Below are 12,808 nucleotides of genomic sequence, written 5' to 3' on the forward strand. Positions count from 1 at the left end.
CGGGTAGATTAAAATGTCACATTCAGACCCATGTTGACTACGCGCTGTACGGGATAACCAAGGCCATTTCCGGCCATTTCGATATCCCAGAGCTTGAACTGCGACCAACATAGAAGGTTGGTGGCGTTAACGTATAGGCGCAGGTTCTTTAATCTCAGTTTGCTGAGCTTTTCGTCAGAAACTGTATACCCGAGCTCCACCTGTTTCAACCTCAGGAAGGCACCATTGCGCATAAACCAGGTGCTCCGCTGCGTGTTGTTGCCGCTCAGCGTAGGGCTCAGGCGGGGCCAGAGGGCGTACAGGTTTCTGTTCTCTTCTGACCAGTGGTCATCCGCATACGCTTTCAGCAGTTGCGTATTTCCCACTTCTCCGTAGACGTCATTCGGATCGTAGTCGATGAAGGGAGCCGTAGCGCCCGCATCTATCCAGAACGTCTCACGCCCCAGGCCCTGGAAGAAGGTGGAGAAGTCGAACCGCTTATACCCCACAGAGAAGCCGAAGCCGTACACGATCTCCGGTCGGTCGGGAAATCCGATCGGTACTTGATCGAGGTTCGTGATTTGTCCGTCACCGTTCACATCTCTGAACTTGATGTCACCGCCGCCGTATTCACCAAAGTTTTGCTTCGGTGAGTTGGATGCCTCATAGTCGTCTACAAAAAGACGTTCGGCAATGAGTCCCCACTGCTGAGAAAGCGGATAGCCCACATGCGATTTCCAGGGTTCATTTTCGTAGAGAGGCTCTTCATAGGCCGTGTATTTACTGGTGGCGTAGGTGAAATTCACCCGGCCCTGAACCCAGAAATCTCTGCGGAAGTTACGGCTCATATCAAGCGAAAGGTCGACACCACTGGCTTCGGCCTTACCCACGTTGGCCTGAGGCTGCGACTCCAGGCCCATCGTGGCCGGCGTGCCCATACGGGTCATTAGTATATTATTGCGTTTCTCCGTGTAGTATTCCGCTATGATGTTCACGTTTTCAAACAGACCGATCTCTACCGCGTAGTTCGCTTTATGGGCTGTTTCCCAGGTGATAGTAGGGTCGGAGTAACGCGAAACGGAAATGCCGTTGCGGGTGTAGGTGAAATCTCTACCGAAGGTGGCGGCACGGTTGGCAGCGTCCATATTGACGTTGGAGAGGTATAGGAAGCGATCTCTTTCATTGCCGATCGCATCGTTACCCACCAGGCCATACGTGGCGCGGAATCGCAGGTTGTTGATGGTTCGTCTGAGCGGTTCGAAGAACTTTTCGTTAGACGCAGTCCAGGCCACGCCGGCCGAAGGGAAAAATCCAAAACGTTTTGAGCTATAAAAACGCTCGGTACCATTATAACCAAAGTTGAATTCGGTGAAGTAGCGGTTGTCATACGAATAGGTAGCTCTCCCTGACAGTCCCAGATTTCGGAAGGGCAGTGAGGCCTGCAGATCGCCGGCGTTGGCGTTTTGGGCCTCGCGCATAATGTATACCAGCAGTCCATTTACGTTATGTTTCTCGCCGAACTGGTGGGTGTAGTTCAACGTGGATTGAAGGTAAAGCACCGAGTTGACGGTTTTGGGGCCTTCAAAGTAACCCAGGTATTCCGTGCCGCCATTGGGATTGATTACACCTATGTTGTACTCTCCCGATCGGGTGTCATAATTCTGCATCTGATACCAGAAGGGATTGTAAAAGCGATTCACATCGAAATAGGTATAGCGTGATGTATTCGCCATGGTGTTGAAGGTTAATCCTTTGATGAGCGATGACAGGTCTTGCTTGATCTCGAATTGGGCGATCATGTTAGACCGTGAAAACTCCTTATAGCCTCTCACCAGGTCGGCGTAAGGGTTCGTATAGTTTCCTGCATCGTAGTTTCCGAACAGGATGTGCTTCACGTGCATGTGTTCGTCGTCTTTTGGGTAGTAGGCGGGGAACCGCACGGGGTTGGCCCGCATGACCCTTCTATACATATCAGCGCCCCCATATACCGGTCCCTTGTATTCGTCAAAGGCGCCGCTTAGCCGTATAATCAGCTCTGTACTCCTGGACAGGTTTACATTTACATTCGAGCGCAGGGAGTAGGTTTGCAGTTTGATGTTGCTGTTGAAGTTGTTTCGCTTGTCCACTTTTAGAATGCCGTTATCCTGCGTAAATGCGCCGGCCACATAGTAGCGTGCTGCAGGTCCACCACCGCTCACGTTCAGGTTGGCGCGCTGATTCATGGTGTAGTTTTTCATTAGCTCTTTACGCCAGTCCGTAGCAGGATAGATCATGGAGCCTGAGCCCGGTACGGTATTGTCGATCTGATCTTGCGAATAGGGCAGGGGCTGCAGTGGGTCTCTGGTGAGTACAGCCTCGTTTTGCAGCCTCATATAAGTTACCGGGTCGGCCAGCTCCACATTGCGTGTGGGGGTGGAGATCGAATTCTCCAGTCGGAGCTTAACGATGGGTGTGCCTGTTTTACCCTCTTTGGTCTTTACGAGGATCACACCATTGGCGGCACGGGTGCCGTAGAGGGCTGAGGCGGTGGCGTCTTTCAAAATAGAAAAACTTTCGATATCGTCGGGCTGCAACCGCGCCAGGTCCTGGGTGGTGAGCTCCACCCCATCAATCAGGATAAGCGGATCCTTTTTATATCCAAACGATGTAACGCCGCGGATGAAGAAGTCGGCATTGTCCTGGCCGGGCTCGCCGCTACGTTGGTAGGCGATAACACCGGCCACGCGGCCGGCGAGGGCTGTCGTCAGGTTACTGGACGGTACTTTCAGTTCTGAAGGCTTGATAGTGGTTACCGAACCGATTACATCCTGCTTTTTCTGTTCGCCAAAGGCAACGACTACTACTTCTCCCAGCGATTGAACGTCGGGTATCAGTCGTACCCGCATACGGGTCTGCGCGCCAACGGAGATTTCCTGTTTTATATACCCGATGAAGGTGATGATCAGTACGTCGGTATCCGTTGCTTCCAGCACAAATTCACCCTCTACATTTGTCGTGGTGCCGATATTCGTACCTTTTACCAATACGCTCACACCGGGCATGGGTGCGTCGGTCTCGTCTGTAATGATACCGGTCAGCGCCTTGGGCACGCCTATATCGATGTGTGCTGTTGTGGGGGCAAAGATGATCTGATCTCCCACGACCTCATAGCTCACGTTGGTTCCCGCCAGCTGGTTGAGTACGTCGCGCAGGGGAGCGTTCTGAAACGAAACCGAGATGTGGTCCCGGTCTTCAAACAATCGCCGGCGGTAAGCGAACTTGACAGGCACTTTCTTCTCAATTTCATTGAGAATGGTTTTGATGTCCATGTCTTCGACCTCCAGGGAGATCGTATTGTCCAACACACCCTGGCTGAACGATTCGAAGCCGTAGCTGGAGACGGAACATACGGCGGCGAGTATGATCTGTACTACCGTGATTCGCATGATTTTAAATAGTGCATCGTGAATAGGTATAGGTTTTTTCATATCTTAACCGAGGTTTTTGTTGACAAAAGGCAAAAACAAATCTGTCCTGCATCCCTGGGATGCTGGCGGGTACAACGAGCTGCTGATGGTGCAATCATCAGCAGCTTCATTTTTTTATATCTGGTGGCTTACACGATGTGCATAGGCTAAGGCATTTTATTTGGATATGATAATCTGAGCGCCCGACACGACGTAATGTGCTCCGGCGGCCTTGCAGATGACGTCAAGACGTTCAAAGAGGTTTTCCCTGTCAAATTTGGCGGTGACAAAGCAGGCGCTGATTCGCTCGGGGTCGAACACGATATCGATCTGATACGCCTGCTCCATATCTTCCAGTATCTCCGCGAGTGCCACATCGTCGAACGCCATTTGTTCGGGCGTTGTCTCCGGAGAGATCACCTGCGGCGCATCGACCAGACCCGTGGAAAGCACTTTTTTATCAATATTAAAAACCGCCTGTTGGTTGGGTGTCAGTACGGCTTCCTGTTGATAGGAGGCTTTCAGCCCGAACAGTTCGCGGTGTCTTGTGGCAACCGCTACGCGCCCGGTGTTGACCGCTACAACAATCTCCCCCTTGGGGCCGGCGGTCTTTACTGAAAAGGAAGTACCCAGTACCCTGGTAGCCACCTCGCCTGTAAATACATAAAAGGGTTTTTGCGCATCGCGCGCCACGTCAAAGAAGCCTTCGCCTTGCAGAAAGACTTCCCGCCGGGTATCGTTATAGTTGTGTGCGTCATAGCTTAGTGTACTGCCTGGCTGGAGCGTTACCGTACTACCGTCGGCAAGCTGCACACGGTGTACTTCGGTGGCGGCCACGGTCACCAGTTCATCAGCATCTTCGGCCGAACGCACGGGTATGGTTGTTAGCTGCTCTGGTATCGATCCCGGTGAATAGAAATAGGCGAGAAATACACACAGCAGTAAAAGACTGGCGGCGATGGCGGCAGCCTGCCAGAAGCCCAGAAAGCGCTGCTTCCCGCTTTTTGCGGTAGTAGCTATATATTGATCGACGTGCGCCCGAAATTGCTTTTCCAAGGCTTGTTCCTCATCGTAGCTCATGTGCGTAGGCTCACCCCGGCCTATGGTGTCGTACCATTGCTCGACCAGCTCACGCTCGGCAGGGGTGGCAACCCCGGTCTCGTATCGCTTTAATAAGTAACGGAATTCTTCTTGCGTCATAACTGGTAGACAGGCAACCCGCGGCAATTCCTAAACTCTTTTTGAAAAAAATGTAAAATCAAACGGTTGTGCAATCGAAGCTTGGTTTTTTAAACCAGGTATGGTAACATTGTATTAACCTAAAACTGTTCTGTTGAACGCATGCGAGACCTATACTGATGAGCAACTCCTGAGCGCCATACGAAATGATGACGCACAGGCCTTCTCTGAATTTGTCCGCCGCTATTGGAAAAAGGCGTATAACATCGCGTATTCCAAAATACGCTCACAGCCCGTCACGGAAGAGATCGTACAGGATCTTTTTACCACCCTCTGGGATAAACGCACCACCTTGTCCATCAGCAATGTCGACGCATTCATCTTCACCTGTCTCCGGAATAAATCGATCAATTACATCGAGTCGCAGTTGGTGCGAAAAAAATACTGGGATTATTACAAGGCGTTTATTCCACAGCAGGAAGAGTCCACACGCCGCGAGGTGGAATTCAACGAATTGATGCAGGCAGTGGAGACCTGCGTGGAGACACTGCCGGAGAAATCCAGAAGCGTGTTTCGCCTCAGCCGTTTGGAGGGTGTTTCCAACCGGGAGATCGCTGAACGACTCAATCTGTCTGAGAAGGCGATCCAGTATCATCTGACCAAATCGCTCAAGGTCATGCGGCTGGCGCTCAAGGATTTTACGTTGTTGCTATTGGTTGCGTTTCATCTCTAAAAACATTAGCCTGCCTTCCGATCAGCCACTTTTGCCGGATTACTTTCCGACGCGGCATACCACCTATTACTATCCGTTAAAAGGTGCTCCCGTTTTATATACGCAGCTATATTATTTTGGGGCATCGTATATCTTCTATCATAAGAAGTGCGAAGCTTTCGATCAAAGCTTCGCACATCATGGATCGGACAAACTAATTCCGTGACAGCTTCTGAGTGCTATGACCTTCGCCGGTTGCTTTCTTCCATAAAGGCTGTCAGGTCGACGGCCGGCCGGATTTCCCAACTACTGCTACCGCGCCCCAACCGGAGCGAGGGGTGCTTTGACAGCAGGCGGATGGCGTGATTCAGATCGGTGGCTTCCAGGATCATGATGCCGCCGATTTGTTCTTTAGATTCGACGAAGGGGCCGTCGGTTACAGAAACCTTGCCACTTTGCCATTTTAATGTGGCGGCATTCCTGGCTTCCTGCAAGCCTTCGCCGCCGGCAAAGTGACCATTTTCCCGAAGCTCTTTATCGTAGCTAAAACACTCGTCCATAAATGTGTTCCGTTCGCTTTCCGATAGCGTGGCCCAAACTTCTTCATTCATATAGCCGAGACAAATGTATTTCATAGTGATTCTTGTTTAGTGGTGGGTTGTATAGTGCAGCGTAACAACGCCTGATGTCAGGGTTTTTGAGTCGACTAATTTTAATTTGCTCTTCAGGGTGTTGTTGGTGAATGCACTGATTCCGCTGCCCAGTATAATGGGGTGTACGGTGAGTTTGTACTCGTCTATTAACCCCAGGTTCATCAGACTGGTCGCCAGGCCGGGACTACCAAAGATGGCCAGGTCTTTTCCGGGCTGTTGTTTCAGTTTTTTCACTTCTTCGGCAATATTGTCTTTTATGAGTCGGGTATTGTTCCAGGTTACATCGGTCAGGGTTTTTGAAAACACAATTTTAGGTACGTTTTCAACCCATTGGGCATGTTCCAGCGCATGCTTGTTGGCATCAGCTTTTTTCAAAACGGTTGGCCAATAGCTCTCCATCAACTGGTAGGTGGTTCGTCCATATACAGGTGAACCTACTGTCTTAACCAATTCATCGGCGTATTGCTCCAGCTCTTTGTCATAGGTAAGAAAATCTAGTCCGTGGTCTGGGTCTGCTGCAAACCCATCGAGGGATATATGCATGAATAATACTAGTTTTCTCATTTGGTTGTCTTTTTCGATGTTCTTTTTGTTTTCAGCCATGATCCATTATTGTTTTATGGTGATCTAATTTTGTTTTCATTCGGTAGTCGAATGGCTGACGACAAAATCGACAAACAAATTTGAGTTTTTTTTACACGTCCGGGACTTACGTTCCCAGTTCGCTAAGCTTTCGTTCGATAAACCGCCGTTCCGGGGCTTGTTGTGCCAGGGCCAGAGCACGTTCCCATGATACCCTGGCCTGGTCTGTACGGCCCGTTTTGCGGCACAGTTCCGCCCGTGCGGAGTGTGCCAGATGATAGCTGGTTAAGTCACCGCGCTCCAGAATCGCATCGATCTGCCGCAACCCTGCCTCAGGACCCTTGTGCATGGCCATGGCGATAGCACGGTTTAATTCAATGATAGGAGAGGGGTTTATGCGTAGCAACAGGCTATATAGCCCGGTAATTTGTCTCCAGTCCGTAGCATCGGGGTGCGTCGCTTCGGCATGTAGGGCCGCGATGGCCGCTTGTAGCGTATAGGGACCTGGTGGTGTGGATAAAAATGCCCGCTCTACCAGCGTCAACCCCTCGTCAATCATATCGCGATTCCAACGCGATCGATCCTGGTCTTCCAAAAGAATAAGATCTCCCGTTGGTGAAGTGCGGGCCGGTCGGCGAGATTCGTGCAGCAGCATAAGGCCAAGCAATCCTGTAACCTCAGGATCAGGCAGCAAAATGTGCAGCAGGCGCCCGAGCCGGATCGCTTCGCTTGAAAGGTCAACGCGGGTTACCGATTCGCCGGATGAGGCGTAATAGCCTTCGTTAAATACCAGGTAAATCACCTGGAGCACAGCTCCGAGCCGGTCTGGCAAGTCATGTTCCGGCGGTACCTCAAACGGTATTTTTGCCTCACGAATTTGGGCCTTGGCGCGAACAATTCGTTGGGCCATGGTAGACGGCGTAATAAGAAACGCATTCGCGATCGCTTCGGTGGTCAGGTTACAAACCTCACGCATGGTCATGGCTGTGCGTGCATCGAGCGACAGCGCGGGGTGACAGCAAGTGAAGATTAGCCGAAGCACATCATCTTCGATCGCTCTGTCCACCACGTTGGAAGGATCGATAGTATCAGCCTCCATTTGCCCGACTTGCTGTTTCTGCAACGGGTCGAATTTTGATTCGCGCCGGATTCGATCGATTGCTTTAAACCGACCTGTGGAAACGAGCCATGCCAGCGGATTCGAAGGGACACCTTTTTCGCCCCATTGTTCAAGTGCTGCCTTAAAAGCATCATGCATGGCGTCTTCGGCAAGGTCAAAGTCTTTGAGCAGGCGGATCAGTGTGGCAAACACTGAACGCGACTTGTTGCGATAGATATCACCTACAAGTTGAAAAATGTGCTCCGAAGAATTTTGCATTGGTCGTTTGTTCGCCCTAGACAGTCTCAACTGAATTGCAACTGGGACGAAGTATCTGTGAAATTACCGTATCACTTCACTAACCAAAATTACCGGAGCAATATTGGTGTAATTCGGAAAGTCGGCCCTTATTGCATCCCTGTTAGGGCCAATTGCCGCCTGATAATCACTAAGGCTCTTTACATAAAATGTTCCGATTGCCATATATGGCAATGGTTGGTTGGGAATGCCGCTAGCAACGCCTTTTTCAATGGTGTATTTTATCAAATTTGATCCTAGAAAACCCGCAACCATAGGCATATGTTTAGTTTCATAATACTCCATATTGAAAGTCTTGCCTTCTGCAAAGGGGTACATGACGGATACTTTGATCAATCCTTTTTCTGCAACGGCCGAATTATGCTTTTCAGCTTTACGGGATTGCTTTTCTTGACCCAATGCAGCAAAACATGCGGTTAGCAGTAAAAGCGATATGATAAGTCTGAATTTCATGAGTGTGTGTTTTAAATTGTTGAATTTGAGTCGATAAGGTTTCAGTTTGAAACTTCGTATCCCAATATCCGAACAAGGCATATATTTACAAAACGATATTTTTCGATGAAGCCATGTTCCGGCATGGATCATCCTGAAATAGATTTGAGTTGCCATTCCTGGTGCCGTTCATACTGTTGCCAATTGGCCTGTACGGCTTTTGGAAAATTCAAAAATACGGTTGGGTCATGTTGGTAATGTTGATGACCTACAATGGCGAATGCGTCTTTTCGCCTGTCGAAAAGCACAAACCATTCCTGTGACGCGCCGTTTTTCTATTATGATGCCTACAGTTGTAAGGCGGAAGTGCTTAATTTAGAACCTTATGAAGATGTCATTCGAAATGCTTTTGGTCACCAGCTGTATTGGCGCTTTTCAAAGTATTTTTTTTGGAGTTTACCTTTTCACTGTTCGCAAAGGGCGCACGATCGCCAATGTATTACTGGCGCTGCTGTTAATCGCTTTCGCGATCAGGATATTCAAATCAGTCGGATACTATTTTTCGGACGGCCATGTAATCCCTAACGTGCTGATGAACTTTGGGTTTGGCACTAACCTCGCCATCATGCCCCTGCTATGGCTCTATCTGAACGCATTTGTAAACAAAGAGTATCGGTTTTCCTGGCGCCGTGATTTTATCCAGTTAGTTCCTTGTGTTATTGCGCTGCTGCTAAGCCCGTTTCTCACCGACTATTTCTGGATGAACCAGAATGGCTATACAATTTCTCTTTTGTCGATGCTGGTGTATTTGCCTTTCTGCGTGCACCTGATAATAAAACATCAAAGTTGTCTTTCCAAGATTCAGCGTCTTTGGTTCATCAGCCTGATGTCAGGCGTGACGGTTGTGTGGTTCGGTTATCTTGGAAATTTCGTATTCGGGATTGTTCCCTATATCGCTTCCCCCGTACTGTTTACCCTGGTGATTTGTTTTCTGAGTTTCCTCGCTTTAAAGGAGAGTTCTATTTTTACGCGCGAAGCGAAATACCAAAGCTCTTCCTATACCCAAGCGCAGATCGATGTTTGTTATTCGCAGTTGCAACAATTGTTATCTCAGGGCCAGCTCTCCCGTGATCCCGGCTTGACATTACCCAAACTTGCCGGCAAGCTGATGGTCACGTCGAATCTGCTTTCCGAAACGATTAACAGAAAAGCAGGCCTTAATTTCCCGGATTTTATCAACAGCCATCGGATCAGTGATGCTAAAGCACTGTTTGAAAACCCCGCGTATGATCATCAGAAGATCGCAACCATAGCTTTTGAGAGCGGGTTTAACAGCCTTTCGGTTTTTAACAGCGCGTTCAAAAAATTCACATCCACCACACCGTCAGCTTTCCGTAGGTCTCTTAGGAGATTGTAAATACCCATTTTCGCTACCGGATTTACACTTCAGTCAGAGGTTATAACGTTACTTGATAGATCCTGCCCCAGCCTTAACTAGTTTTGAGCTTATCTATTGGCTTAAAATTATCGCTATGCCCAAGTACATCCTGACGATAAACAAGAAGCAACACCGCATTGAGGCGGATTCCGATGTTCCCCTGGTGTGGGTGCTGAGAGACTATGTGGGACTAAAAGGTACCAAGTTTGGTTGCGGGATCGCCTCATGCGGTGCCTGCACTATTCACTTGAACGGAAACCCCGTGCGTTCCTGCCAGTTAAAAATTTCCACGGTCCCGGCAACAGCGCAGATCACCACGATAGAAGGGATAGGAGAACAAGTTCTCCACAACGTGCAGCAAGCCTGGCTGGAATTGCAAGTTCCTCAATGTGGTTATTGTCAATCCGGACAGATCATGTCCGCCGTGGCGCTGCTGAGAAAAAAGCCGAATCCAATAGACAAGGACATCGATACTGCCATGGCGGGAAATCTTTGCAGGTGCGGAACCTATGAACGCATCAGGCAGGCCATTTATCGGGCTGCAAAAATGGAGGCTGAAGTAGTGACAAGAGATAAATAATCAGGTATGCTGGCAGAATCCCCCAAAACAAATCGCCGAGATTTCATTAAGACGTCAGGTCTTGCAACACTCGGCCTATTGATCGGACTTGATGCGAAGGCAAATCTTCTCAACCTTTCGTCCGACAACGCTGCGGCTCTTCCGGTAGAAATAAATCCTTTTATCCTGATTGGCGCGGACAACACGATTACTATTATAAACCCACGTCCGTGCATGGGGCAAGGAACAATTCAGTCAGTGCCGGCGATGATTGCCGAAGAACTTGAGGTGGATATGGAGAACGTCACGATCATCCAGAGTGATGGTAAAAGTAAGTACGGCGCGCAGACTTCCGGAAACAGCAGCTCAATCCGAAGACTATGGCTTCCGCTTCGTAAAGCGGGCGCAGCGACAAAGGAAATGCTTATCGAAGCAGCCTCCGGGAAGTGGAGCATAGCGCCAACTCAATGTTATGCGGAAAACGCTAAAGTATTTCGGAAAGATAACGGTCAGAGTTTTACCTACGGTGAACTGGTTGAGGCGGCATCAAAACTCAGTGTTCCGCAAGAGCCCGTGCTCAAACAAAAAAACGAATTCAAAATTTTAGGCAAACCGGCCAAGCGTTTCGATTTGGATGATCGCGTGACAGGGAAAGCAGTGTATGGACTCGATATCGATGTTCCCGGAATGGTCTACGCCGCCATATTACATAGCCCGATGATATTCGGTAAACTTGTATCCATCGATGATTCCGAAGTGATAAAAATTCCCGGCGTGATCAAGACGATTCCATGCGAACGCACCATGATCTATACCACCACGGATTCAGTGGCCGTGATTGCCTCCAACTGGTGGGCGGCAAGCAAAGGAAGGTCCGCATTGAAAGTTGCCTGGGATAAAAATGGACTTGATACAACACTCGATAACAAAGAATACATGAGTCGGTGTTACACGGCTGCAAAGAAAGATGGTATTCGTTTCGAGGAGTTCAACGATTTCCAAAGTAAGTTCGAAACATCACAATCGAAGCTGGATCTGACATATGAAACTCCGTTCTTGTCGCACGTCCCTATCGAACCGGAAACAGCAACAGCCCATGTGAAAGAAGATGGCTCAGTAGAAATCTGGGCACCGCTTCAGGGGCCGGGTGAAACACTGGAAGAGATCGCCCGCTATCTGAACATCTCAACTGAAAAAGTGAAAATTCATGTGGCATTAATGGGTGGATCATTTGGAAGGAAAGCCTACATGGATTTTATAAAGGAAGCGTGTTTTCTTTCAAACAAACTTAAGATCCCCGTAAAAGTGATCTGGACACGTGACGATGATATTCGTCAAGGTCCTTACCGCCCTGCATTGCTCAGTCACATGCAAGGTTTTGTAGAGGATGGAAAGATCAAAGGTTTCCATCATCATATGATCGGAGAGTCGATCCTGGGACAGGTATTCAAAGGACTTGCTGACGATAAAGCCGATCCATGGATAGGAGAGGAGTCGAGCCCGAACAATAACAAATATATCTTCACCGAAGCTCATAAGGTCAGTTGGACGAATGTTAAAACTGTCATTCCTATTATGTGGTGGAGATCGGTCAATGCATCAAACATAGGCTGGGGGCAGGAATGTTTCATCGATGAGCTTGCGCACCTTGCAGGAAAGGATCCGCTGCAGGCACGCCTTGATATTCTTGAAGACGAACGGTTCAGAAAAGTACTTGCCACTCTTGCCGAAAAAACGAACTACCATCAGAAACTTCCACAAGGATCAGGTCGGGGCATTGCAATCACCCGTGCTTTTGGAACGATCGTGGCATGCTGCATCACGGCCACAAAATCAGGTAACGGCGTAAAGCTTGACAGTGTAGTTTCTGTTATCGACTGTGGAATCTATGTAAATGCCGACACGGTAAAAGCACAGACAGAAGGCAACATCATCATGGGCATCACGGCTGCGATCAAGCCGGGGATTGTTTTCAATAAGGGGGTTTGCGCGCAAAACAACTACAACAACTATCCCATTCTCAGAATAAATGAAACACCAAAGATTGAGGTGTACATCATCGAAAATGCGGAAGCCCCGGGGGGCGTGGGAGAGGCCGGGCTTCCACCGGTTGCTCCCGCGTTGGGTAATGCTATCTTTGCTACTACGGGTATCCGTAAGCGCAATTTACCTATCGACATCACCAACCTCACGGCGTGACGGAAATCAAAATCGTTGGCAATTTGCAGACATCTATTTTGAGGCGGCATCCCACGTGGATATGGTCTATTGTCGTGCTCTATTCAGGCCCAATGTCGCGTTTAGTGGCGAAGCAGGGATTGTAAGGCGAGTATTCCCTTGGTTCCTATAATCCTCCTGATAAAGAGCACTTTGCAATAGACCTGAAAGGATTTTTAACAACCGGATGTTCT

10 protein-coding genes are annotated in these 12,808 nt (G+C 49.0%); 4 read left to right on the top strand and 6 right to left on the bottom strand.

Annotated features, from left to right (window positions below):
- Nucleotides 1–8: 8 nt before the first annotated feature.
- On the bottom strand, nucleotides 9–3,446 hold the full coding sequence (locus K7P01_RS17530; protein ID WP_267295393.1) for a TonB-dependent receptor: 3,438 nt from the start codon (nucleotides 3,444–3,446) through the stop codon (nucleotides 9–11).
- A 156-nt stretch (nucleotides 3,447–3,602) separates the two neighbouring features.
- Nucleotides 3,603–4,625 (bottom strand): FecR family protein, encoded by a 1,023-nt coding sequence (locus K7P01_RS17535; RefSeq protein WP_267295395.1) that lies wholly within the window; start codon nucleotides 4,623–4,625, stop codon nucleotides 3,603–3,605.
- A gap of 133 nt (nucleotides 4,626–4,758) precedes the next feature.
- On the opposite strand from K7P01_RS17535, the gene K7P01_RS17540 reads away from it, so the two are divergent.
- Nucleotides 4,759–5,337 carry an RNA polymerase sigma-70 factor gene (locus K7P01_RS17540; RefSeq protein ID WP_267295397.1) on the top strand — a complete coding sequence of 193 codons (579 nt, stop codon included), beginning with the start codon at nucleotides 4,759–4,761 and terminating at the stop codon, nucleotides 5,335–5,337.
- A gap of 218 nt (nucleotides 5,338–5,555) precedes the next feature.
- On the opposite strand, the gene K7P01_RS17545 is transcribed toward K7P01_RS17540, so the two are convergent.
- The 4 genes from K7P01_RS17545 to K7P01_RS17560 form a co-directional block, all read right to left on the bottom strand.
- Entirely contained in the window at nucleotides 5,556–5,951 is a 396-nt protein-coding gene (locus tag K7P01_RS17545) for a YciI family protein (RefSeq protein ID WP_267295399.1), read from the bottom strand.
- Between the two features lie 12 nt (nucleotides 5,952–5,963).
- Complete coding sequence (locus K7P01_RS17550) at nucleotides 5,964–6,572, bottom strand: dihydrofolate reductase family protein (RefSeq protein WP_267295401.1); 609 nt, start codon at nucleotides 6,570–6,572, stop codon at nucleotides 5,964–5,966.
- Nucleotides 6,573–6,678: 106 nt separating this feature from the next.
- On the bottom strand, nucleotides 6,679–7,929 hold the full coding sequence (locus K7P01_RS17555; RefSeq protein ID WP_267295403.1) for an RNA polymerase sigma factor: 1,251 nt from the start codon (nucleotides 7,927–7,929) through the stop codon (nucleotides 6,679–6,681).
- 63 nt (nucleotides 7,930–7,992) lie between these two features.
- The gene (locus tag K7P01_RS17560) at nucleotides 7,993–8,421 is read right to left on the bottom strand and encodes an EthD family reductase (protein ID WP_267295405.1); all 429 of its coding nucleotides are present in this window, start codon (nucleotides 8,419–8,421) and stop codon (nucleotides 7,993–7,995) included.
- A 364-nt stretch (nucleotides 8,422–8,785) separates the two neighbouring features.
- On the opposite strand from K7P01_RS17560, the gene K7P01_RS17565 reads away from it, so the two are divergent.
- The 3 genes from K7P01_RS17565 to K7P01_RS17575 all read left to right on the top strand — a co-directional run bounded on the left by K7P01_RS17565 (nucleotide 8,786) and on the right by K7P01_RS17575 (nucleotide 12,596).
- Complete coding sequence (locus K7P01_RS17565) at nucleotides 8,786–9,817, top strand: helix-turn-helix domain-containing protein (RefSeq protein WP_267295406.1); 1,032 nt, start codon at nucleotides 8,786–8,788, stop codon at nucleotides 9,815–9,817.
- A gap of 115 nt (nucleotides 9,818–9,932) precedes the next feature.
- Entirely contained in the window at nucleotides 9,933–10,418 is a 486-nt protein-coding gene (locus K7P01_RS17570; protein ID WP_267295408.1) for a (2Fe-2S)-binding protein, read from the top strand.
- A 6-nt stretch (nucleotides 10,419–10,424) separates the two neighbouring features.
- On the top strand, nucleotides 10,425–12,596 hold the full coding sequence (locus K7P01_RS17575) for a xanthine dehydrogenase family protein molybdopterin-binding subunit (protein ID WP_267295410.1): 2,172 nt from the start codon (nucleotides 10,425–10,427) through the stop codon (nucleotides 12,594–12,596).
- Nucleotides 12,597–12,808: the final 212 nt, after the last annotated feature.

Origin of the sequence: Parachryseolinea silvisoli (assembly GCF_021190955.1) — a bacterium.
In the GTDB taxonomy this organism is placed as follows: domain Bacteria; phylum Bacteroidota; class Bacteroidia; order Cytophagales; family Cyclobacteriaceae; genus Ohtaekwangia; species Ohtaekwangia silvisoli.

Bases quoted from the DNA above. Each gene is read 5' to 3' on its own strand.
- K7P01_RS17555 (WP_267295403.1), bottom strand. From the start codon at position 7,929: ATGCAAAATTCTTCGGAGCACATTTTTCAACTTGTAGGTGATATCTAT.
- K7P01_RS17570 (WP_267295408.1), top strand. From the start codon at position 9,933: ATGCCCAAGTACATCCTGACGATAAACAAGAAGCAACACCGCATTGAG.
- K7P01_RS17565 (WP_267295406.1), top strand. From the start codon at position 8,786: ATGAAGATGTCATTCGAAATGCTTTTGGTCACCAGCTGTATTGGCGCT.
- K7P01_RS17545 (WP_267295399.1), bottom strand. From the start codon at position 5,951: ATGAAATACATTTGTCTCGGCTATATGAATGAAGAAGTTTGGGCCACG.
- K7P01_RS17535 (WP_267295395.1), bottom strand. From the start codon at position 4,625: ATGACGCAAGAAGAATTCCGTTACTTATTAAAGCGATACGAGACCGGG.
- K7P01_RS17575 (WP_267295410.1), top strand. From the start codon at position 10,425: ATGCTGGCAGAATCCCCCAAAACAAATCGCCGAGATTTCATTAAGACG.
- K7P01_RS17550 (WP_267295401.1), bottom strand. From the start codon at position 6,572: ATGGCTGAAAACAAAAAGAACATCGAAAAAGACAACCAAATGAGAAAA.
- K7P01_RS17560 (WP_267295405.1), bottom strand. From the start codon at position 8,421: ATGAAATTCAGACTTATCATATCGCTTTTACTGCTAACCGCATGTTTT.
- K7P01_RS17530 (WP_267295393.1), bottom strand. From the start codon at position 3,446: ATGAAAAAACCTATACCTATTCACGATGCACTATTTAAAATCATGCGA.